This is a genomic window from Marinobacter arenosus, from assembly GCF_019264345.1.
Classification (GTDB): Bacteria; Pseudomonadota; Gammaproteobacteria; order Pseudomonadales; family Oleiphilaceae; genus Marinobacter; species Marinobacter arenosus.
Genome location: NZ_JAHVAO010000001.1, coordinates 852,266 through 875,041, shown reverse-complemented (window position 1 = coordinate 875,041; position 22,776 = coordinate 852,266). Strand labels below are relative to the sequence as shown.

Sequence of the window (22,776 nt, the reverse complement as noted above, 5' to 3'; positions counted from 1 at the left end):
ATTTCCATTTCGTAAGCCAAATTCCGTCCCCCGGCAATCGTCACTGTTCCATACTTAGATGTCTTGAATTCAACCGGGAGCGTTTGGCGGTTGCTCCCCCAATGGACAGATAACGAGGTGGTTTCGTGGCTTGGGCAAAACGTGTGTGGTTCGTGGCATTTGCGATTCTGATGTTGGCCGGGTGCGATGCCCGGGAAGAGAAGGCGGATCAACGCCCGGAAATGCAGGCGGACGGCGAGGCTGAGTCGGACGAACCTGATGTCTCGATCACACTGGAGGCGGCCCAGATGGACTGGGTGGGAGCCCAGATTTTCCGCAACGAATGCGCCGGTCAGCTCGACTGTCTTGTGCACTGGAATGTGGGCGAGACGTTTCCGTCCCTGGGGATCGGGCATTTCATCTGGTATCCCAGCGGCGTGGAGGGCCGTTTCGTAGAGAGCTTTCCTGCGCTGATCCAGTACATGATGCAACGTCAGGCGTCGGTACCGGAATGGCTGAGGGCGCTGGAGCCCTTTGACGCGCCCTGGCCGGACCGTGAATCGTTTCTCGCCGCGCAGGATTCGGTCGAAGTGGCAGAGTTGAAGGAGTTTCTGGCGGGTACCCAGGGCCTGCAGGCGGAGTTCATTGTGCGCAGGGCCAAGCGGTCACTGACAGATGTTGTCGCTGCGGCGCCCGAAGGGCAGCGGGAGGCCGTGCAGAGACGACTGAAATCGTTGGCGGCGACACCGGGAGGAATCTATGCCTTGATGGATTACGTCAATTTCAAAGGCGAAGGCCTTTCCCAAACCGAGCGATATAACGGTGAGGGGTGGGGGCTGCTGCAGGTTCTGCTTGCCATGGAGGGAGACAGTCCGGGGCAGTCTGCCCTGACCCGTTTCCGCGAGGCAGCCGAGCGCGTGCTCAGGCGAAGGGCAGAGAATGCCGAGAACCCGATCGAGAGAGACCAATGGCTCAGCGGGTGGCTGAAGCGTCTGGAGACCTACAAAGAGCCTGCGGAAATGAAAGCGGCTACATAAAATTTCGTAAAAACTAGTTGAAATCTCGAACTTTGTTCTACTTTGTAAAGGTACAGTTCGCCAATTTTGCCTTGTGGTAGGGCACAGGGGCGCGTCGGATGCGCTATTTGTGTGCCGGTTTGACTTCTATCGCCGATCAAGGCAAGAATTGACACTGGAAAATTGAGAATAAGTACAATTAATCAATAACCTAGCTCGCATGGCTCACAATTTGCTGATATCCATCGCGAAGCAACCAACCGAAGTTCGGAGATCCGATAATGAAAAAGACGAAATCAATTGCCCTGGGGATGGCACTGGCAGTGGGCGCATTCACGGCCACCGGTGCAATGGCGGCAACGACGCTGGAAAATGTGAAGGAAAAGGGGCACCTGCAGTGTGGTGTGACCAGCGGTCTGCCCGGCTTCTCCCAGCCTGATGAGAAAGGTAACTGGACGGGCATCGATGTTGATACCTGTCGTGCCGTTGCTGCCGCAATCTTCGGCGATGCCAAGGCCGTTGAATTCACCCCGCTGACTGCCAAAGAGCGGTTCACTGCCCTCCAGTCGGGCGAGATCGACATGCTGTCGCGGAATACCACCTGGACGCTCACCCGTGACGCGTCACTGGGTCTGAATTTCGCCGGCGTGAACTATTACGACGGTCAGGGCTTCCTGATCAACAAGGGTATCGGTGTTGATGACGCTACTCAGTTGGACGGTGCCACCATCTGTATTCAGTCCGGTACCACCACCGAACTGAACCTGTCTGACTACTTCCGGGCCAAGGGCATGGAATTCAAGCCAATTGTGTTTGACACCTCCGAGCAAACCGTTCAAGGCTTTGCCGCCGGGCGCTGTGATGTCTTGACCTCTGACCGTTCCCAGCTGGCGGCGCTACGCTCCAAGCTGTCGGATCCGAGCTCTGCAAAAATCCTCCCCAACACCATTTCCAAAGAGCCGCTGGGCCCCGTGGTTCGTCAGGGTGATGACCAATGGTTCAATATTGTGAAGTGGGTCCTGTCGGTTCAGATCAACGCTGAGGAGCTGGGTGTCACCAGTGCCAATGCTGATGACATGCTGAAGTCGGATAACCCGAACGTGCAGCGCCTGCTGGGCACCGACGGCGACATGGGGGCCAAGCTTGGTCTGCCGGCTGATTTTGGTTACAAGGTGGTCAAGCTCGTTGGCAACTACGGCGAGATGTACGATCGCAACGTTGGCCCGGACACCCCGCTCGGACTGGATCGCGGTATCAACGCTCTGTGGACCGAAGGCGGCGTCATGTATGCCCCGCCGGTACGGTAATACCTGAAAGCGTATGCGGGCGGCCCATCCGGGGCGCCCGCTGTTATCTCTGATGACATTTACTGCAGGGAAGCTTTCCGGGAAAATGCATGAAAAAACAAACCATTGATTCAAGACCCGCGGGCCCTAAACCCTGGTATGACCCACGGGTGCGTTCGATTTTCTTCCAGGTTGTCGCCATAGCGCTGGTTTTCTGGGGTGGCTGGACCCTGGTCGACAACACGCTCTCCAATATGGAGAGCCGCGGTATCAGCACCGGTTTCGGATTCCTAGAGGAGTCGGCCGGTTTCGGCATCATCATGCACCTTGTGCCCTACGATGCCACCATGTCCTACGGACGAACCTTTTGGGTCGGTCTCACCAACACCCTGCTTGTGTCTGCAATGGGTGTTGTGGCGGCAACGATCCTGGGTTTCGTACTCGGTGTCGCGCGTCTTTCGAGTAACTGGCTGGTTGCCAAAATCTCGCTGGTCTACATCGAAGTTATCCGTAATATTCCACTCCTGCTCCAGATTTTCTTCTGGTATTTCGCGGTCCTGAGCAATCTGCCGTCGCCCCGACAAAGTGTCGATGTGGGTGGCACCCTGTTCCTGAATAACCGCGGACTGTATCTTCCAGAACCGCTGACTCAGGACGGTTTCGGATTGGTTTGGGGCGGTGTTCTTGCGGCCATCGCGGCAGTGATCGGGATTCGCATCTGGGCCAAGAAGCGGCAGCTGGCAACCGGCCAGATCTTCCCGACCTTCAAGGTGGGCGTTGCCATTCTCGTGCTGGTGCCGATCGTCTCGTATCTCGTGGCGGGCCGACCGCTGGAGTGGGAGATTCCGGCGCTCAAAGGCTTCAACTTCGGGGGTGGCATCACCATCATTCCGGAGCTGGCCGCATTGTGGATTGCCTTGTCCCTTTACACCGCGAGCTTTATCGCGGAAATCGTGCGCTCCGGCATACTGTCGGTCAGCAAGGGGCAGACCGAGGCATCCAAAGCGCTTGGGCTTCCGCACGGGCTGACCCTGAGACTGGTGGTTATCCCCCAGGCAATGCGGGTCATCATTCCTCCGTTGACCAGCCAGTACCTGAATCTGGTGAAAAACTCCTCGCTTGCAACCGCAATCGGTTACCCCGATCTGGTTGCCGTCTTTATGGGCACGACCCTGAACCAGACCGGACAGGCAGTTGAGGTCGTGGCGATGACAATGGCGGTCTATCTGACCATTAGTCTGCTGATCTCCCTGTTCATGAATATTTACAACCGGGCCGTGGCGATTAAGGAGCGATGATGACTGAGTCTACGATGAAACCTCCCAAGAAAGTGCTCAGTCCGGTCAACTGGATGCGCCAGCATCTGTTTTCCACCTGGTACAACGCACTGCTGACCGTCGTGGTCGGCTACCTGATTGTTACCAGCGTCGGGCCGTTGCTGAACTGGGTATTTTTTGATGCCAATTTCCAGGGCAGTGACCCTAGTGACTGCAGTGGGGCAGGTGCCTGCTGGCTGTTTATCAACCAGCGTCTTAATTTCTTTATCTACGGGTTTTACCCGGATGAACTGCAGTGGCGCGTGGACTTGATGTTCCTGCTACTGGCAGTGTCTTTCGTTCCCCAGTTCATTGAACGTTTTCCGGGGCGGAAGTGGCTTGGCATTTTCGGGATGACCGGTCTGCCATTGATTGGCTTCTTCCTCATTCCGGGCGGGAACTTTGGCCTTGAGCAGGTAGAAAGCACCAAGTGGGGCGGGTTGATGCTGACGCTGATCCTGGCTTACATCGGGATCATTGCGTCCCTCCCCATAGGGATCTTACTGGCGCTTGGACGGCGTTCAGAGATGCCGATCATTCGAGGGCTGTGTGTCGTGTTCATTGAAGTGTGGCGCGCAGTGCCGTTGATTACCGTGCTGTTCATGGCATCAGTCATGCTGCCGCTGTTCCTGCCTGAAGGCATGAATTTCGAAAAGCTGGCGAGGGCGCTGATTGGTATAACCCTTTGGCAATCGGCCTACATGGCCGAGGTTATCCGCGGGGGCTTGCAGGCCATTCCACGTGGGCAGTACGAGGCGGCAGATGCGCTTGGGCTGGGTTACTGGCGCAAGATGGGGCTCATTGTTCTGCCCCAGGCACTGAAGATGGTGATTCCCGGGATCGTGAATACCTTCATTGCCCTGTTCAAGGACACCACGCTGGTCCTGATCATCGGCCTCTTCGACATTCTCGGTACGGTTCAGTCAACCGTAACAGACCCGGCCTGGCAGAACGTTGCCGTGGAGGGGTATGTCTTCGTGGCGTTCTGCTTCTGGGTGTTCTGCTTCGGCATATCCCAGTACAGCCAGAAACTTGAACGCAAACTCGACACCGGTCACAAAACCTGATGGGTAATCCAATGACAGAACAGACCCAAACTTCAGAAACACAGTCTTCCCCTCGGAGTGAGGCGGGCCAGAAGCCTGACATTATCCGGGTTGAAGGGATGCACAAATGGTATGGTGATTTTCACGTCCTCAAGGATCTGAATCTCAACGTTAAACAGGGCGAGCGCATCGTCATCTGTGGCCCGTCCGGTTCTGGTAAATCGACCTTCATCCGGTGCCTCAACCGGTTGGAAGAGCACCAGCAAGGCAAAATCATCGTGGACGAAGTGGAGCTGACGGCCGACGTGCGTCACATCGACACGGTGCGCCGGGAAGTGGGCATGGTGTTCCAGCATTTTAACCTGTTCCCGCATCTCACGGTTCTGGAGAACTGCTGCCTGTCCCCGATCTGGGTGCGCAAGATACCGCGCAAGGAAGCAGAAGCGACGGCCATGGAGTATCTGGAACGGGTCAAGATCCCGGACCAGGCCAACAAGTACCCGGGCCAACTTTCAGGCGGGCAGCAGCAGCGCGTGGCGATTGCACGGGCGCTGTGCATGAAACCGAAGATCATGTTGTTCGATGAGCCCACGTCCGCTCTTGATCCCGAAATGATCAAGGAAGTACTGGACGTCATGATCGAGCTGGCGGGCAGCGGCATGACCATGCTTTGCGTCACCCACGAAATGGGCTTCGCCAAGACAGTGGCGGACAGGGTGATCTTCATGGACGGCGGTGAGATTGTGGAGGAGGCGCCCCCCCACGAGTTCTTCAGCAATCCGAAGGAAGCCCGAACCCAGAAATTCCTCAAACAGATCCTGGCGCACTAACGCCAGAACCAGAAAGGCCGGGCATATGCCCGGCCTTTCTGGTTAAAGGGGATACTTCTTGAGGTCCGGTTCTTCTCCGGGCCGCACCTCCAGCCACCAGACGTGCTTGTCCCAGTCACCCAGCACAATTCGCTGGGCGGGCTGGCCGTTGGCCTCCAGCTCATGCACTGCCGGACGATGGGTGTGTCCGTGGATCATGCGTTGAACCCCGTGAGCCTCCATTTCCTTCACTACCTCTTCCGGCGTGACGTCCATGATGGTTTCTTCCTTGCCTTGATTCTTGGCCATGCTGATTTCCCGGAGCTGGCGGGCCATCTGCTGGCGATCAGCAAGGGGGCGTTGCAGAATCATCTGCTGCCACTGGGGGTTGCGCATGTTCGCGCGGAATTTCTGATACTCCACATCCGCTGTGCACAAGCTGTCGCCATGCATGAGCAGGGTGGGGGTGTCATAGAGGTCTACCACGGTGGGGTCGTCCAGCAGGCTGGCGCCGGCGCGGCTACAGAAGTCCTCGCCAATGAGAAAATCCCGGTTGCCGTGCATCAGGAAAATATCGGTACCGCTCGCCTTCACGTCGCGCAGGGCGTTGGCGACCTGCTCCTGCAGCGGGGTCCGTTCGTCGTCACCGATCCAGGCCTCAAAGAAGTCACCGAGGATATAAAGTGTTTCCACGCCTTGGGCTTTGCTGTTCAGAAAGCCCAGGAAGGCCTCGGTAATATCCGGCCGGGATTCCTCAAGGTGCAGGTCGGAGATGAACAGCGTGGTCACGCTGTACCTCCATCCTCCAGAACTTCCGCTTTCTCGATGATGACATCATCGGCAGGAACGTCTTGGTGGCCGGCACGCATGGTAGTGCGAACGGCGCGAATCTGGTTGACCGTATCCATGCCTTCAACCACCTTGCCAAAGACGCAGTAACCCCAGCCTTCGGCATTCTTGGCGGTGTGGTCGAGGAAGCCGTTGTTTTCGACATTGATAAAGAACTGGGCGGTCGCGGAGTGGGGATCCATGGTGCGGGCCATGGCAACCGTACCCTGCATGTTGCTCAGGCCATTGTCTGCCTCATTCTGGATCGGCTCCCGGGTTTTCCGAGGGGTCATGCCCGGCTCAAACCCGCCGCCCTGAATCATGAAGTTGCTGATCACGCGGTGAAAAACGAGGCCATCGTAAAAGCCATCACGCACATACTGCTCAAAATTCTTCGCCGTTTCCGGCGCCTTGTCGTAGTCCAGTTCGAGCTTGATGTCACCGTGGTTGGTTTTCAGCAGAATCATCAGGGTTTCCTGTTCATAAGGGTTAGAATCGATAAAGCCCATATTGTACGCAAGACTTTCCCGCTATGCATGAGTCTGGTCAGGATTTGTGAGTATAATAGTCGGTTTCAGATCCACCTCCTTTTGACAGAGAACGTATGAGCGCCGAATCGAAGAAAGCCCACAACTTTATTCAGAGCCTGATCGAAGACGCCATCGCCAAGGGCGAGCACACCGGTAAGGTGGTGACCCGCTTTCCGCCGGAGCCTAACGGCTACCTGCACATTGGCCACGCCAAATCCATCTGCCTGAATTTCGGTATTGCCGATACCTTTGGTGGCGAATGCAACCTGCGGTTTGATGACACCAATCCGGAAAGGGAAAACCAGGAATACATCGACGCCATCAAGCAGGATGTGGAGTGGCTTGGTTACGAGTGGGCCGGCGATGTCCGTTATGCCTCCGACTACTTCGACGCCCTGTACGCGTTTGCCGAGGAGTTGATTGAAAAGGGCAATGCCTATGTCTGCGCGCTGTCTGCCGAGGAAATGGCCGAGTACCGGGGGAGTCTTAAGGAACCCGGAAAGAACAGCCCCTATCGGGATCGTCCGGTGGATGAAAACCTGCAGCTGTTCCGCGACATGCGTGATGGCAAGTACCAGAACGGTGAGCTGGTATTGCGGGCGAAAATCGATATGGCGTCGCCCAATATCAACCTGAGGGATCCGATCCTGTACCGTATCCGGTACGCCGATCACCACCAGACCGGCGATAAGTGGTGCATTTACCCGATGTACGACTTTACCCATCCGATTTCGGATGCCATGGAGTACATCACGCACTCGCTGTGCACCCTGGAATTCGAAGACCATCGCCCGCTCTACGATTGGGTTCTGGATAACATTTCCGGGCCATGCCACCCGCGCCAGATCGAGTTTGCCCGGCTGAACCTCAACTACACCATCACCAGCAAGCGAAAACTCAAGCGTCTGGTGGATGAGCACTTTGTTGACGGCTGGAACGATCCGCGCATGCCCACCATCTCCGGCATGCGTCGCCGCGGGTATACGCCCGAATCCATCCGGACCTTCTGTGACATGATCGGGGTGAATAAGGCCGGCGGTACGGTCGATGTGGGCATGCTTGAGCACGCCATACGGGAGGACCTGAACACCCGTGCGCCGCGTGCCATGTGTGTGATGCGACCGTTGAAAGTGACGCTGACCAATTACCCGGCCGACAAGACCGAGACCCTGGTCCTGCCAGTTCATCCCCAAAATCCGGACATGGGTGAGCGGGACGTCACCTGGAGCCAGACGCTGTTCATCGACCGTGAGGATTTTGTCGAGGAGCCGCCACGGAAATGGAAGCGGCTGGCGCCGGATCAGGCCGTTCGCCTGCGCGGGGGCTACGTCATGACCTGCCGCGAGATCATTCGTGACGACCGCGGCGAGATTGTTGAGCTCAAGTGCGAATACGACCCCAACACGCTGGGCGTGAATCCGGAAGGCTACAAGCCGAACGGCGTGGTGCACTGGGTCTCGGCTACCGACAGCGTTGAAGTGGATATCAATCTCTACGACCGCCTGTTCAATCATGAGTCCCCGGACAGTGACAAGGACGGCGACTTCGTGGACCACATCAATCCCGATTCGCTGGTCGTGTTGAAAGGTGCGATGGCGGAAAAGGGTCTGGTTGAGCCACGTGGCGATCTGCCTTACCAGTTTGAGCGTGAAGGTTATTTCTTCTGTGATCCGGAGCTGTCTGCAACGGCGGGTCGCCCGGTCTTCAACCGAACCGTTACTCTGCGGGATTCCTGGGGTAAGGGGGGCAAGTGATCCGTATTTACAACACGCTCTCGCAGCAGAAAGAAGAGTTCCGTCCGATCGAGCCGGGCAAGGTCCGTATCTACGTCTGCGGGATGACCGTCTATGACTACTGTCATCTGGGACATGCCCGGGTCCTTGTGGCTTTTGACGTGATCACCCGGTATCTCCGGCATAGCGGTTATGACGTCCACTACGTGCGCAATATCACCGACATTGATGACAAAATTCTGCGCCGGGCGGAAGAGAACGGCGAGGTCTTTACCGACCTGACCGAACGCATGATCCAGGCCATGCATGAAGACGAGGCTCGTCTTGGGGTGCTCTCGCCGACCGAGGAGCCCCGTGCCACCGGTTACATCAACGAAATCGTGGCGATGATTCACAAGTTGGTAGCCAGTGGTCACGCCTACGCGGCGGATAACGGCGACGTCTACTTTGCGGTCGATTCCTTTGAGGGCTATGGCAAGCTCAGCAAGAAGAAGCTTGAGGATCTGGTGGCCGGCGCACGGATCGATGTTCGGGAAGCCAAGCGCAGCCCGGCCGACTTCGCGTTGTGGAAAGCTGCTGGCGAAGGTGAGGTCAGTTGGCCATCACCCTGGGGCGATGGCCGCCCCGGTTGGCACATCGAGTGCTCGGCCATGTCCACAAGTTGCCTGGGAGACACCTTTGATATTCACGGCGGTGGTCCCGACCTGCTGTTCCCGCATCATGAAAACGAGATTGCCCAGTCCGAGTGCGCTACCGGGCATGATTTTGCGAGAACGTGGATGCATGCGGGCGCAATTCGCGTGAATAAAGAGAAGATGTCCAAATCGCTGGGCAACTTCTTCACCATCCGGGAAATCCTGGAGAGCTATCCGGCCGAAGTGGTGCGGTACTTCCTGGTATCGAGCCATTACCGCAGTCAGGTCGACTACTCGGAAGAGAATCTGGCGGAGGCGGGTCGCACGCTGACCAAGCTGTACCATGCCCTGCGGGGTATCGTGCCGGCCAAGGACAGTGACGTGGCGGAAACGGAACACGATCGCCGCTTCGCGGAAATGATGAATGACGATTTCAACACCGCGGGCGCTATTGCGGTGCTGCACGCGGTGGCGAATGATATCAATCATTACCGTCGCGAGGGCCGCGAGCAGGAGGCCAAGGAAAGTGCTGCGGTGCTGGTGCGACTGGGTGCAGTGCTCGGCTTGCTGCAGCAGGACCCGGAGGCGTTTTTCCAGGCAGATACCGGTGACGCTCTGGGCGCCGAGGACATCGAGGCGATGATCCAGGCCCGGACGGATGCCCGCAAAGCAAAAGATTTTGCCGAGGCGGATCGTATCCGGGACGAGCTGGCGGAAAAAGGCATCATCCTTGATGATTCACGGCAAGGAACCACCTGGCGAAAAGCCTGACACCGGTAAACGGCGGTTGGTCAGACCAGTTTTGCGCTCGCAGGCATGATCTTGTAGGGATTTTCCCTTACAATGCGGCGCTCAAATTAGAATGCCCCCTCGTGACGAAGGGGGAGTCGGGAAACGTAACCCACTGAGGCAGACAACGATGACAGAACGCGTACAAGTCGGCGGCATCCAGGTCGCGAAGAATCTGTATGATTTCGTAAACAACGAGGCGATCCCGGGAACCGGTGTCGACGCCGACAAATTCTGGGCGGAATTTGACAAGATCGTGAACGAGCTGGCTCCGCGTAATCGCGAGCTGCTGGCCAAGCGCGATGCGATCCAGGAAAAGATGGACAGCTGGAATCGTGACCACAAGGGTCAGAAGCTGGACATGGCCGAGTACAAATCCTTCCTGAAGGACATCGGGTACCTGGTGGACGAGCCGGCGGAGTTCAAGATTTCGACCTCCAATGTCGATCCGGAAGTAGCCACCATGGCCGGTCCGCAGCTGGTTGTGCCGATCATGAACGCCCGCTTCGCCCTGAACGCGGCGAACGCGCGGTGGGGCAGCCTGTACGATGCGCTCTACGGCACTGATGCCATCTCCGAAGAAGGTGGCGCGGACAAAGGTCCGGGATACAACCCGGTTCGTGGCGCCAAGGTTATCGAGTGGGCTCGTAATCTTCTGGACAGCTCTGCACCGCTCGCGTCTGGCAGTCACAAGGACGCCGCCAAGTACACCGTTGAAGGTGGCAAGCTGGCTGTCAAGCTGCAGAACGGTGAAACCACAGGCCTGAAAGACGAGGCCGGATTCGTGGGTTACACCGGAGCGGCTGACGCTCCGACCGGTGTGTTGCTGGTCAAGAACGGCATGCACTTCGAAATCCAGATCGATGCCAGCCATCCGATTGGCAAGGACGACGGTGCTCACGTCAAGGACGTGCTCATGGAGTCGGCCCTGACCACCATCATGGATTGCGAGGACTCGGTAGCCGCCGTTGATGCCGACGACAAGGCCCTGGCTTACCGCAACTGGCTCGGCCTGATGAAAGGCGATCTGCAGGAGACCTTCGAGAAGGGCGGCAAGCAGCTGACCCGTAAGATGAACCCTGACCGCACCTACACCGCTCCGGCTGGCGGCGAGCTGAGCCTGAAGGGCCGCAGCCTGATGTTCATCCGTAACGTTGGCCACCTGATGACCAACCCGGCCATCCTGCTGAGCGACGGCCAGGAAGTGCCGGAAGGTCTGATGGATGGCCTGATCACTTCCCTGATCGCCATTCACGACCTGAAGGGCAAGGGTCAGTTCCAGAACAGCACCAAGGGCTCCATGTACATCGTGAAGCCGAAGATGCACGGTCCGGAAGAAGTGGCGTTCACCAACGAGTTCTTCGGTCGTGTCGAGGATGCCCTGGGGCTGCCCAAGTTCACCCTGAAAGTCGGGATCATGGACGAAGAGCGTCGCACCACCGTTAATCTGAAGGCGTGTATCCACGCGGCGAAAGAGCGCGCTGTCTTCATCAACACCGGCTTCCTCGATCGCACCGGTGACGAAATGCACACTTCCATGGAGCTGGGGCCGTTCATCCGCAAGGGCGAGATGAAGCAGGCAGCGTGGATCAATGCCTACGAACAATGGAACGTGGATATCGGCCTGGAAACCGGTTTCCGCGGCGTCGCGCAGATCGGTAAAGGCATGTGGGCCATGCCGGACCTGATGGCGGGCATGTTGGAAGCCAAGATCGGCCATCCGAAGGCCGGTGCCAACACCGCCTGGGTACCGTCCCCGACGGCCGCTACCCTGCACGCGACACATTACCATCAGGTCAATGTGGCCGATGTCCAGAAGGACATCGAAAGCCGGGCCCGCGCCAACCTGGACGACATCCTGACCGTTCCGGTCATGGCCGATCCGGGTGCGCTGTCAGCCGACGAAATCCAGCAGGAGCTGGACAACAACGCCCAGGGCATCCTGGGTTACGTTGTGCGCTGGGTTGAGCAGGGTGTGGGTTGTTCCAAAGTGCCCGATATCAACAACGTCGGCCTGATGGAAGACCGTGCCACCCTTCGTATCTCCTCCCAGTTGCTGACCAACTGGCTGTACCACGGTGTGTGCACCGAGGCGCAGATTGACGAGACCATGAAGCGCATGGCTGCCGTGGTCGACAAGCAGAACGCCGGTGATGCGTCCTATCGCAACATGGCGCCGAACTTTGACGACAGCGTGGCGTTCCAGGCAGCGATGGATCTGATCCTCAAGGGTCGGGAACAGCCGAACGGCTACACCGAGCCGCTGCTTCACGCATACCGTCTGAAGGCGAAAGCCAAGTACGGCGCGTAAGCGTTAGGGAGCAACAAAAAACCCCGCTTGAAGCGGGGTTTTTTGTGCCTGGAGGCTTTGCCGAATCCCTGACTCTGTCCAGAGTGGGCGTTCAGTCCTTATGCAGGACGTCCGCCGCGTAAAGCGTGTTCTGAAGCAGTGTGGCGATGGTCATGGGGCCAACACCACCGGGAACCGGGGTGATGTACGAGGCGCGCTCTGCTGCGGCCTCGAAGTCGACGTCGCCGCGCAGTTTTCCGTCCGCCATCCGGTTGATGCCAACATCAATGACCGTTGAACCGGGTTTGACCCACTCGCCGTTGATCAGGCTGGGTTTGCCCACGGCGGCAATCAGAATGTCCGCTTCCCGGACAAATTTCTCGAGGTTCGGGGTGAAGCGGTGGCACACGGTGGTTGTCGCTCCTTTGAGCAGCAACTCCATGCTCATGGGGCGTCCTACAATGTTGGACGCGCCGACAATCACGGCATGCTGCCCCTTGTAGGGGGTGCCGATGCTGTCGAGAAGGGTGATGATGCCAGCCGGCGTGCACGGTCTCAGGGTCGGCTTGCGCTGCATCAGGCGGCCAATGTTGTAGGGATGGAAGCCATCCACGTCCTTGTCGGGTCGAATCTTGACCAGGATCGGGTCCGCATCCAGGTGTTCAGGCAGGGGTAGTTGCACAAGTATGCCGTCCACCGCCGGGTTTTCGTTCAGCTCATCAATGAGGGCTTCCAGGGCTTCCTGGGAGGTGTCGGCCGGCAGGTCGTAGGAAAGTGAGACGATGCCTGCGTCATCGCAGGCTTTGCGTTTGTTGCCAACATACACGTGGGAGGCCGGGTCATCCCCGACCAGTACCACGGCCAGCCCGGGAGCGCGTAATCCCTGTTGTTGGCGGGCTTCTACACCGGCTGCGACCTGCTGTCTCACACCGGCGGCAATTTCTTTTCCGTTGATCAGTTTGGCGCTCATGTCTCGTCTTGTCGGTTGGGCATTGAAAAGTGGAGGCCGGGCATTGTCTCATGCTTCCGTCGGAACTCCAATTGGCGGGGAGCAGGGCGGCGTGGGAGGAACTTTTCGGGTCGTGCCGGGTCATACAGAATCCTGATCTTTCGGTGAATTTGGAATTCCGTGTTGACGGCGTGGTTCGGCGCCGGTAATATGCGCGCCAACTTTGCTGAGGCACTTGTTGTTCAGTTCAGACGGGGTATAGCGCAGTCTGGTAGCGCGCCTGCTTTGGGAGCAGGATGTCGGGAGTTCGAATCTCTCTACCCCGACCACTTTTCTGAGTATTCAGGTGGGCGAACGGTTAAGCGCCCGTAGCTCAGCTGGATAGAGCACCCGCCTTCTAAGCGGGTGGTCGCAGGTTCGAGTCCTGCCGGGCGCGCCATTAAGTCGTCGGCTTGGTCCGAAACCGGGGTCGCCAACCAGCAAAGTTGATAGGTCGAAAATACCGTAAGGTATGTCCTGATTGTGGTGGACGTAGCTCAGTTGGTAGAGCTCAGGATTGTGACTCCTGCGGTCGAGGGTTCGAACCCCTTCGTCCACCCCATTTTCCCGATTTGTTTTCCGCTTTTGTGAAGCTCCAGCCGGTATCGGCTAACCTGGGTTTTGCAGATGATGTGCGAGAGTGGCGGAACTGGTAGACGCGCTGGATTTAGGTTCCAGTGGGGCAACCCGTGAGAGTTCGAGTCTCTCCTCTCGCACCACCCTTTCTTTTTTCGTCAATGTCCCCATATCTACGTTGTGATGCGCAGCCACCGGTGCCGTTTTCCTGCCCGGAAACTGCCTGTGACAGGTGATTCTCTCGGTGGGCCAAACCGTGATAAACTACCCGCTTTTAAATTTCGGTCCTTTCGCGGGAGTTCGCCCGGAGCGGGACTTTTAGCTTTAATTTCATTCACATACCGAACCTGTAATTTGAGGATCTTCCATGCAAGTGTCTGTTGAAACGACCTCCAACATCGAACGTCGGATGACGATTGGTGTGCCCGCCCAGGAAATTGACCAGGCGGTCCAGAAACGCCTGCAGGAAACAGCGCGCACAGTGCGTCTGAACGGTTTCCGCCCGGGCAAGGTGCCCATGAAGGTGGTCAAGCGTCGTTTCGGTGACAGCGTCCGCCAGGAAGTGGTTGGCGAGGTTATGCGCGACCAGTACATCAAGGCACTTCAGGAGCAGGACATCAACCCGGCCGGCTGGCCGAAGTTCGAGCCGAAGACCATGGAAGAGGGCAAGGATCTTGAGTTCGTTGCCATTTTCGAGGTTCTGCCCGAGATTGAACTGGGTGACCTGAGCAAGGTTTCCGTTGAGAAGCTGACCTCTGAAATCGCAGACAAGGATATCGACAACATGATCGATAACCTCCGTCGTCAGCAGGCCACCATGAAGGAAGTCAAGCGCAAGTCCAAGAACAAGGATGTGCTGACCATTGATTTCAAAGGCTTTATCGATGGTGAAGAGTTCGAAGGTGGCGCCGCTGAAGGCCATCGTCTGACTCTGGGCTCAGGCCAGATGATCCCGGGCTTCGAGAAAGCCATCCAGGGCGGTAAGGCCGGTGAAGACATGGAAATCGAAGTGACCTTCCCGGAGGATTACCACAACGAAGAGCTCGCGGGTAAGCCGGCGAAGTTCGAGATTAAGATTCACAAGGTGGAAGAGCCCCAGTTGCCGGAACTGGATACCGAATTCTTCAAGAAGTTTGGTATCGATGCCGAAGACGAGGCGACCTTCCGTGAGGAAGTGAAGAAGAACATGGAGCGCGAGCTGAAACAGGCCGTCTCCAACAAGGTCAAGAACGACGTGGTTGACGGATTGCTCGAGAGCACCGAGCTTGATGTGCCTGCCGCCCTGGTTGACCAGGAAATCGACCGTCTGCGTCAGGATGCGGTTCAGCGCTTTGGTGGTCAGGTTGACTTCCAGCAACTGCCGAAGGAAATTTTCCAGGAGCAGGCTGAGCGTCGCGTGAAGACCGGCCTCCTGTTCCAGGAAGTGGTCAAGCAGAACGACCTGAAGGCGGATCCGGCCAAGGTAGACGAAAAGATCCAGGAAATTGCGTCTACGTATGAACAGCCTGAGGAAGTTGTTGCTCACTTCAACAGCAACCCCGAGCAGAAGTCCCAGATCGAGTCTTCCGTTCTCGAAGATGCCGTTGTTGATTTTGTCCTGGACAAGGCCAAGGTCAAAGAGAAGAAGGTCAAGTACGAAGAAGCGGTACAGGCGGGGCAGCCACAGCGCTGATCCTGTCGGGGTCGGAGAGTACACTCCGACCCTGCTGGCCGAATTCTGAAAACAGCCGGCTTGTCCGGCTGTTTTCATCTGGGCCTGCTGCTGGCAAAGTATAAGGTGAAATAACACCTATAATGATCGCCGTGGCGCGAGTCCACGACCCAATGTCCATAAGGAGTTCAGGCGCACATGACGCAGAAACCAATTGATGGCCCCGCAATGGTTACCAATTCCGGCCTGGTGCCGATTGTTATCGAACAGACCGCTCGGGGCGAGCGCTCGTTCGACATATACTCCCGTCTGCTCAAGGAGCGGGTGATTTTCATGGTAGGGCCGGTTGAAGACCACATGGCGAACCTGATCGTTGCCCAGTTGCTGTTCCTGGAATCCGAGAACCCGGACAAGGACATCCACCTGTACATCAATAGCCCGGGTGGGTCTGTCACCGCCGGGATGTCCATTTACGACACCATGCAGTTTATCAAGCCGGATGTCGCCACGCTGTGCGTCGGTCAGGCGGCAAGCATGGGCGCGTTTTTGCTGGCCGGTGGCGCTGCAGGCAAGCGTGCCTGCCTGCCGAACTCCCGGGTCATGATTCATCAGCCGCTGGGAGGCTATCAGGGCCAGGCGACCGATATCGAGATTCACACCCGTGAAATCCTCAAGATCCGCCATACCCTGAACTCGATCCTGGCCCATCACACTGGCCAAGAGCTGGACACGATCGCCAAAGATACCGATCGTGACTACTTCATGGATCCGGGGCAGGCGAAAGACTACGGGCTCATCGATTCTATACTTGATAAGCGCGTACCGAATAAATAATACTGGAAGTAATCGCATCATACTTGGCCGGCGTATTAGCCACTAACGCCGGCGATTCAAGAGCAGAGGTAATTCAATGGCAGATGAAAGAAACGGCAGAGGCGACGATAACGGCAAGTTGCTCTACTGCTCGTTTTGCGGAAAGAGCCAGCATGAAGTCCGTAAGCTCATTGCAGGGCCCTCGGTGTTCATCTGCGACGAGTGCGTTGACCTGTGCAATGACATCATTCGTGAAGAGATTCAGGAAAATGCGCAGGAAGAGGCCAGCGATCGGCTCCCGACACCCGCAGAAATCCGCGACACTCTGAACGAATACGTCATTGGTCAGGATCGCGCGAAGGTTGTGCTTTCGGTGGCGGTCTACAACCACTACAAGCGTCTGCGCTACGGCGAAGGCAAGGCCGAAGTGGAGTTGGGCAAGAGCAACATCCTCCTGATCGGTCCGACCGGTAGCGGTAAGACGCTGCTGGCTGAGACTCTGGCGCGGATGTTGAACGTGCCATTCACCATTGCCGATGCGACCACGCTGACCGAAGCCGGCTATGTGGGTGAGGATGTCGAGAACATCATCCAGAAGCTGCTTCAGAAGTGTGACTACGACGTCGACAAGGCCCAGCGCGGTATCGTGTACATCGACGAAATCGACAAGATTTCCCGTAAGTCGGATAACCCGTCGATCACCCGGGATGTGTCGGGTGAGGGCGTTCAGCAGGCGCTGCTCAAGCTGATCGAAGGTACCGTCGCGTCGGTGCCGCCCCAGGGCGGCCGCAAGCACCCGCAACAGGAGTTTTTGCAGGTGGATACCGGCAACATCCTGTTTATCTGTGGCGGTGCCTTTGCAGGCCTGGACAAGGTGATTCAGGAGCGTTCCGAGCGGAGTTCCATTGGTTTCTCGGCTGCTGTGGTCAGCGAAGAGGACAAGAAGAGCGCCGGTGACATCATCAAGGATGTGGAAACCGAGGATCTGGTCAAGTTTGGCCTGATTCCCGAGTTCGTGGGCCGTCTCCCCGTGGTCGCGACTCTGACCGAGCTGGATGAAGCCGCTTTGGTGCAGATCCTGACCGAGCCGAAGAACGCGCTGACCAAGCAGTATCAGAAGCTGTTCGACATGGAAGGCGTCGAGCTGGATTTCCGCGAAGACGCGCTGCGGGCAGTCGCACGCAAGGCGATGGAGCGGAAAACCGGTGCCCGGGGGCTTCGGTCGATCATGGAGGCCACGCTGCTGGACACCATGTATCAGATCCCGTCCGAGCACGACGTAACCAAGGTTGTGATTGATGAAAGCGTGATTGACGGGGACTCCGAGCCCTTCAAGATCTACGCGAGCAGCGATCATGCCAAAGCGGTCCCGGAAGACTGACCGGTGCTGTTGAATCAAGTTTGAATGAAAAGGGGCGGAAACGCCCCTTTTCACGTTCTGTTTCCCCGTAAACCCTTTCTGTTTCGTTTGGTAAAAAGATTGCAATTTATGGGGGCGCCCCAATGAAGGGTGATATGCTCAAAGAAATACCGTCAGAGGATTCCCTATGACCCGGATACCCGAAAATACTGTGCAAGAATACCCGTTGCTGCCCTTGCGTGATGTGGTGGTGTTCCCGCACATGGTAGTCCCGCTGTTTGTGGGCCGAGAAAAGTCCATTCAGGCGCTTGAAGCCGCAATGGAAGGAAGCAAGGAAATCCTCCTGGTTGCCCAGCGGGATGCCTCCACCGACGAGCCAGGTCCTGCGGATGTGTTTGATATGGGAACACTGGCGACCGTACTGCAAATGCTGCGGCTGCCGGATGGCACCGTGAAGGTGCTGGTTGAGGGGAATGCACGGGCGACCATCAGTGATATCTCGGAAGGAGACTACCTCTCCGGCAGTGCCGTGTTGATGGATGAAGAAGGTCTGCCCGAGCGAGAGCAGGATGTTCTGATCAAGACTCTGATGGATGAGTTTGAGAAGTACGTGAAGCTCTCCAAGAAAGTGCCGTCCGAAGTCTCGAACGCGCTGACCGGTATCGAGGAGCTGGAACGTCTGGCCGATACCATGGCCGCGCACCTGGAAATGCGAATCCCCGAGAAGCAGGAGTTGCTGGAAGCGCTGGATGTCCGCAAGCGCGTGGACCTGCTTCTGGGCAAACTGGATGGCGAGATCGATCTGATTGAGGTCGAGAAGCGCATCCGCGGCCGCGTCAAGAAACAGATGGAGCGCAGCCAGCGCGAGTATTACCTGAACGAACAGATGAAAGCCATTCAGAAGGAAATGGGCAATCTGGGTGAGGGTAACAACGACTTCGAAGAGCTTGAACAGAAGCTTGAAGAGGCTGGTCTGCCCGAAGAGGCCCGTAAGAAGACGGAAACCGAGCTGAACAAGCTCAAGATGATGTCGCCGATGTCAGCCGAAGCCACGGTGGTTCGCGGCTACATCGACTGGATGCTGGCCGTGCCCTGGAAAAAACGCAGCCGGGTCCGTCACGACATTGAGAAGGCCCGTGAAATCCTCGACCGCGACCACTACGGCCTGGACGAGGTCAAGAAGCGTATCCTGGAATACCTGGCGGTCCAAAGCCGGGTGAAGAAAGTGAAAGGGCCAGTGCTGTGTCTGGTTGGCCCGCCGGGGGTTGGTAAAACCTCGCTTGGTCAGTCCATTGCCAGGGCCACCAACCGGAAGTACACCCGAATGGCGCTCGGTGGTGTGCGCGATGAAGCCGAGATCCGGGGGCACCGGAAAACCTACATTGGTGCGCTTCCGGGCAAGTTGCTCCAGAAATTGTCCAAGGTCGGGGTAAAAAACCCGCTGTTCCTGTTCGATGAAATCGACAAGATGGGCATGGATCACCGGGGGGATCCGGCATCGGCGCTCCTGGAAGTGCTGGACCCGGAGCAGAATCACACCTTCAACGATCATTACCTCGAGGTGGATTACGACCTGTCTGACGTCATGTTCGTGTGCACCTCCAACTCCATGGACATTCCGCCGGCCCTGCTGGACCGGATGGAAATCATCCGGATTCCGGGGTACACCGAGGACGAGAAGGTAAACATTGCGCTGCGGTACCTGTTGCCGAAACAGATCAAGGCCAACGGTCTGCGCAAGGACGAGCTGGTAATCCCGGAGGAAACCCTGCGGGACCTGATTCGCTATTACACCCGTGAGGCAGGCGTACGTGGCCTGGAGCGCGAGATTGCGAAGATCTGCCGCAAGATCGTGCGCGAGCACGTCGAGAGCAATGACAAGGCCTCTGTGACCTTGCAGCCGGATGTGCTGGAGGAGTACTCCGGCGTCAAGAAGTTCAAGTACGGCCTGGCCGAGGAGAAGAACCAGATCGGGCAGGTGACCGGACTGGCCTGGACCCAGGTTGGCGGCGAGTTGTTGACCATCGAATGCGCTTTGACACCGGGCAAAGGGCGGGTCGTAAAGACCGGTTCACTCGGCGATGTCATGCAGGAGTCCATTCAGACGGCTCTGACCGTGGTTCGCAGTCGTGCCCCGGGGTTGGGGCTCGCTGACGATTTCCATGAAAAGCATGATCTGCACATCCACGTTCCCGAAGGTGCAACGCCAAAAGACGGCCCCAGTGCGGGTATCGGTATGTGCACGGCGCTGGTTTCTGCGCTGACCAAAATTCCGGTCAGGGCGGACGTTGCGATGACCGGTGAGATCACGCTCCGCGGACGGGTTCTGGCCATTGGCGGGCTCAAGGAAAAGCTGCTGGCGGCGCATCGGGGCGGTATCAAGACGGTGTTGATCCCGGATGAAAATGTCAGGGATCTCAAAGAGATACCTGATAATATCAAGGAGTCTCTGGAGATTCGTCCGGTCAAATGGATCGACGAGGTCCTGGATATTGCGCTGGCATACCCACCCGAGCCTCGGGCGGAAGATGAGTCATCAGAGGCTGCTTCAGGCAAGCCCCGTGATGATGAAGGTGACAGCGCAGAACGCATAAATACGCATTAAAGGCTTGATGAGTTGTTGACATGCCAGAGAGCCCGTTGGTATAACTGTTTCGCCGTGAAGCAGCCAATACCAAGGGCTCCCGCGCAGTAAGTGCCTATTCCGAACACCGGTTAACAAACCGCAAGGAATAAGAAAACTGAAGAATGGAATTCTCTGACCGCTTATGCGATAGTCGAGAACGTCCGAGAAAAAACAAACCAACCTATAACATCTTCAACCTGAAATCGAAGGGGTTTAGTGTGAACAAGTCCGAACTTATCGATGCAATTGCAGAGTCCTCAGATATCTCCAAAGCCGCCGCTGGCCGTGCTCTGGATGCTATGACCAACTCCATTACCGGTGCCCTGAAAAAAGGCGATCAGGTTACTCTGATCGGTTTTGGCACTTTCTCCGTTAAAGAGCGTGCTGCTCGTACCGGTCGTAACCCGCAGACTGGTGCCGAGATCAAGATTCCGGCCTCCAAAGTGCCTGGGTTCAAAGCAGGCAAGGCCCTGAAAGACGCCGTTAAATAACGGTTCTTTCTCTGGTAGCTCCTGTCGCAGGGGGCTACCCAAGAAGAATTCAAGGCGCATTCCGGACAGGGTGCGCCTTTTTACGTTCGGCGCCCCAATGCTCATCGCCTTACGATAAAACTGCACGACCTTGAACAGGATTCGGGAGAAACATGCTTCAAGATATTCGGGAAAATGCCCAGGGCACCATTGCCAAGATCATCATCGGTCTGCTGATCGTGTCCCTATCCATCTGGGGAATGGACGCCATTATTGGCGGGTTCTCCGGTGAGCCGGAAGTGGCAACGGTGAATGGTGAGGACATCACGGAGCGGGAGTTCCTGCGCCTGGTTCAGATGGAAAGTCAGCGCCGACTGTCGCGCATGGAAACACCGGATCCTTCGCTGCTCAATGAAGACCAGATTCGCCAGGACGTGCTGGAATCCCTGATTCAGCAGGAGGTTCTGATCCAGGACGCCGACAGCCAGGGGTTGGCGTTGACGGACGCTGACATTGATGCGCTGATTACTCAGATGCCCCAGTTCCAGGTAGAGGGGCAGTTCAATCGGGACCGGTTCGTGTCGACCGTCCGCAATATGGGTATGGGCGTCGCTGAGTTCCGCGAGGCTATGCGGAAGCAGTATGTGGTCAACCAGATTCGGGCCGGCATTATCCAGAGCGGCGTGGCGGCCGATGAACACGTCGCCCAGATTCTGCGCATCCAGAATCAGACCCGTGATTTCCGGATTGTGACTGTGCCGGACAGTGCCGTTGCCGGGCAGGTGGACATCACCGACGACGAGGTGCAGGCGTTTTACGAGGAGAACAGCAGTGCCTTCCAGGAACCGGACCAGGTGGATGCGGCCTACATCACGCTGTCCCTGGGGTCGTTGGCAGAAACCATCGAGATCAGCGACGAAGAGCTGCAGGCCTATTACGAGCAGCGTGCCGATGATCTGGCCCGTGAAGAGCGTAAGGCGTCCCATATCCTGATCGAAGATGGCGAGGGGGCTGACGCCACCATTGAAACCCTTCAGCAGCGCCTCGCCGAGGGCGAATCCTTTGCTGACCTGGCTCGTGAGTTCTCCATCGATACCGTCTCCGCGGAAGAGGGTGGTGATCTGGGGTATGCCGGGCGCGGCGTTTACGACGAGGCTTTCGAGGAGGCGCTGTTTGCGCTCAATGAAGGTGAAACGTCAGACGCGGTCGAAACCAGCTTTGGTGTGCACCTGATCAAGCTGGAGGACGTGCGTCGTTCAGAGGTCCCGCCGCTTGAGGAAATCGCCGGTCAACTTCGCAGCGAACTCGCCCGTGACCGCGCCGAAGACCGTTTCGCGGAGATTCGCACCCAGTTGGCCGATTCCGCCTACGCGGCGGATGATCTCGCGGGTCCTGCCGAAGAGCTTGGCCTTGAAGTGCGCGAGGCCACAGGCGTAACCCGAAACGGTGGCATGGCGCCGTTTGATCATGAAGGGCTGCTTCGTCAGCTGTTTTCGGCGGATGTGCTCGAGGAGGGGTACAACACCGAGCTGATCGATGTTGGCGATAATGTGTCTGTTGTCGCGCGTGTTCGTGAATATCGTGAAGCACAGCAGCTTCCTCTGGAGCAGGTGGCCGATGACATCCGTGCAAGATTGCAGGTGCGTGAGACCCGTGAGGCGCTGCGCGAGCGAGCCCAGGAGATCATCGCCGGACTCGAGGCAGGTCAGTCCCTGGAGGAACTGGGTGCTGGTGAATGGGTCAGCTATGAAGCCCAATCCCGGAATTCGCAGGAAGTGGGTGCAGGTGTCATGAGAACGGTCTTCTCGCTGAGTCGTCCAGCAGACGGTGAGGCCAGTTACGGGCAGTCCGTCAGTGCGGATCGCGCGTCGGTGGTTGCGTTGGATGGTGTGAATGAGGGCGCCGTGGAAGAGGACGGTGCTGACTTCGAGCAGCTGAGCCAGTTCCTGGCGTCCCTCGAGGGGCAGCGTGAGTATTCGGCGTATCAGCAGTACCTTCGTAATCGCGCTGAAGTAGAGCGGCCTTGAGCCGGACG

At 57.4% G+C, this 22,776-nt stretch carries 17 protein-coding genes and 4 tRNA genes; 18 read left to right on the top strand and 3 right to left on the bottom strand.

Translation table 11 applies throughout. From position 1 onward, the window contains the following. The first annotated feature begins 170 nt into the window (after positions 1-170). The 5 genes from KXD86_RS03970 to KXD86_RS03950 all read left to right on the top strand — a co-directional run bounded on the left by KXD86_RS03970 (position 171) and on the right by KXD86_RS03950 (position 5,473). Positions 171-1,016: a lipocalin/fatty acid-binding family protein gene (locus KXD86_RS03970; protein WP_376770964.1), complete on the top strand. Its 846-nt coding sequence runs from the start codon at positions 171-173 to the stop codon at positions 1,014-1,016. Positions 1,017-1,276: 260 nt separating this feature from the next. After that, positions 1,277-2,302: an amino acid ABC transporter substrate-binding protein gene (locus tag KXD86_RS03965; protein ID WP_218634776.1), complete on the top strand. Its 1,026-nt coding sequence runs from the start codon at positions 1,277-1,279 to the stop codon at positions 2,300-2,302. 89 nt (positions 2,303-2,391) lie between these two features. Further along, on the top strand, positions 2,392-3,579 hold the full coding sequence (locus KXD86_RS03960) for an amino acid ABC transporter permease (protein ID WP_218634775.1): 1,188 nt from the start codon (positions 2,392-2,394) through the stop codon (positions 3,577-3,579). Further along, positions 3,579-4,664, top strand: coding sequence for an amino acid ABC transporter permease (locus tag KXD86_RS03955; RefSeq protein ID WP_218634774.1), 1,086 nt, complete (start codon positions 3,579-3,581; stop codon positions 4,662-4,664). Before KXD86_RS03960 ends, KXD86_RS03955 begins: the two co-directional genes overlap by 1 nt. A gap of 98 nt (positions 4,665-4,762) precedes the next feature. Continuing rightward, positions 4,763-5,473 (top strand): amino acid ABC transporter ATP-binding protein, encoded by a 711-nt coding sequence (locus tag KXD86_RS03950; protein WP_228739315.1) that lies wholly within the window; start codon positions 4,763-4,765, stop codon positions 5,471-5,473. Positions 5,474-5,515: 42 nt separating this feature from the next. Here KXD86_RS03950 and KXD86_RS03945 read toward each other — a convergent pair whose 3' ends face one another. Next, positions 5,516-6,241, bottom strand: coding sequence for a UDP-2,3-diacylglucosamine diphosphatase (locus tag KXD86_RS03945; protein WP_218634773.1), 726 nt, complete (start codon positions 6,239-6,241; stop codon positions 5,516-5,518). Then, positions 6,238-6,747: a peptidylprolyl isomerase gene (locus tag KXD86_RS03940; protein ID WP_218634772.1), complete on the bottom strand. Its 510-nt coding sequence runs from the start codon at positions 6,745-6,747 to the stop codon at positions 6,238-6,240. The genes KXD86_RS03945 and KXD86_RS03940 overlap by 4 nt, the downstream gene beginning before the upstream one ends. A gap of 137 nt (positions 6,748-6,884) precedes the next feature. Between KXD86_RS03940 and KXD86_RS03935 the strand changes: the two genes are divergently transcribed. The 3 genes from KXD86_RS03935 to KXD86_RS03925 all read left to right on the top strand — a co-directional run bounded on the left by KXD86_RS03935 (position 6,885) and on the right by KXD86_RS03925 (position 12,278). Further along, positions 6,885-8,564: a glutamine--tRNA ligase/YqeY domain fusion protein gene (locus tag KXD86_RS03935; protein WP_218634771.1), complete on the top strand. Its 1,680-nt coding sequence runs from the start codon at positions 6,885-6,887 to the stop codon at positions 8,562-8,564. Further along, complete coding sequence (gene cysS, locus KXD86_RS03930) at positions 8,561-9,949, top strand: cysteine--tRNA ligase (protein ID WP_218634770.1); 1,389 nt, start codon at positions 8,561-8,563, stop codon at positions 9,947-9,949. Before KXD86_RS03935 ends, cysS begins: the two co-directional genes overlap by 4 nt. A 148-nt stretch (positions 9,950-10,097) precedes the next feature. Then, a complete protein-coding gene (locus KXD86_RS03925) occupies positions 10,098-12,278 on the top strand; it encodes a malate synthase G (RefSeq protein WP_218634769.1) in 2,181 nt (726 codons plus the stop codon). Between the two features lie 91 nt (positions 12,279-12,369). Here KXD86_RS03925 and folD read toward each other — a convergent pair whose 3' ends face one another. Further along, positions 12,370-13,227: a bifunctional methylenetetrahydrofolate dehydrogenase/methenyltetrahydrofolate cyclohydrolase FolD gene (gene folD, locus KXD86_RS03920; RefSeq protein WP_218634768.1), complete on the bottom strand. Its 858-nt coding sequence runs from the start codon at positions 13,225-13,227 to the stop codon at positions 12,370-12,372. A 231-nt stretch (positions 13,228-13,458) separates the two neighbouring features. On the opposite strand from folD, the gene KXD86_RS03915 reads away from it, so the two are divergent. The 10 genes from KXD86_RS03915 to KXD86_RS03870 all read left to right on the top strand — a co-directional run bounded on the left by KXD86_RS03915 (position 13,459) and on the right by KXD86_RS03870 (position 22,768). Then, positions 13,459-13,535: transfer RNA gene (locus tag KXD86_RS03915), tRNA-Pro, on the top strand. Positions 13,536-13,568: 33 nt separating this feature from the next. Next, positions 13,569-13,645 (top strand) — tRNA-Arg (locus KXD86_RS03910). An 86-nt stretch (positions 13,646-13,731) separates the two neighbouring features. Beyond that, positions 13,732-13,807: transfer RNA gene (locus tag KXD86_RS03905), tRNA-His, on the top strand. A 72-nt stretch (positions 13,808-13,879) separates the two neighbouring features. Continuing rightward, positions 13,880-13,964 (top strand) — tRNA-Leu (locus KXD86_RS03900). A gap of 224 nt (positions 13,965-14,188) precedes the next feature. Beyond that, complete coding sequence (gene tig / locus KXD86_RS03895; RefSeq protein ID WP_218634767.1) at positions 14,189-15,493, top strand: trigger factor; 1,305 nt, start codon at positions 14,189-14,191, stop codon at positions 15,491-15,493. Between the two features lie 177 nt (positions 15,494-15,670). Beyond that, entirely contained in the window at positions 15,671-16,306 is a 636-nt protein-coding gene (gene clpP, locus KXD86_RS03890; protein WP_218634766.1) for an ATP-dependent Clp endopeptidase proteolytic subunit ClpP, read from the top strand. Positions 16,307-16,382: 76 nt separating this feature from the next. Next, positions 16,383-17,666, top strand: coding sequence for an ATP-dependent Clp protease ATP-binding subunit ClpX (gene clpX, locus KXD86_RS03885; protein WP_218634765.1), 1,284 nt, complete (start codon positions 16,383-16,385; stop codon positions 17,664-17,666). Positions 17,667-17,832: 166 nt separating this feature from the next. Beyond that, positions 17,833-20,250 carry an endopeptidase La gene (gene lon / locus KXD86_RS03880; protein WP_218634764.1) on the top strand — a complete coding sequence of 806 codons (2,418 nt, stop codon included), beginning with the start codon at positions 17,833-17,835 and terminating at the stop codon, positions 20,248-20,250. A 239-nt stretch (positions 20,251-20,489) separates the two neighbouring features. After that, positions 20,490-20,762, top strand: a complete 273-nt coding sequence (hbs, locus tag KXD86_RS03875; protein WP_041344017.1) for a non-specific DNA-binding protein Hbs — start codon at positions 20,490-20,492, stop codon at positions 20,760-20,762. Positions 20,763-20,914: 152 nt separating this feature from the next. Next, positions 20,915-22,768: a SurA N-terminal domain-containing protein gene (locus KXD86_RS03870; protein ID WP_218634763.1), complete on the top strand. Its 1,854-nt coding sequence runs from the start codon at positions 20,915-20,917 to the stop codon at positions 22,766-22,768. The last annotated feature ends 8 nt before the right edge of the window (positions 22,769-22,776 follow it).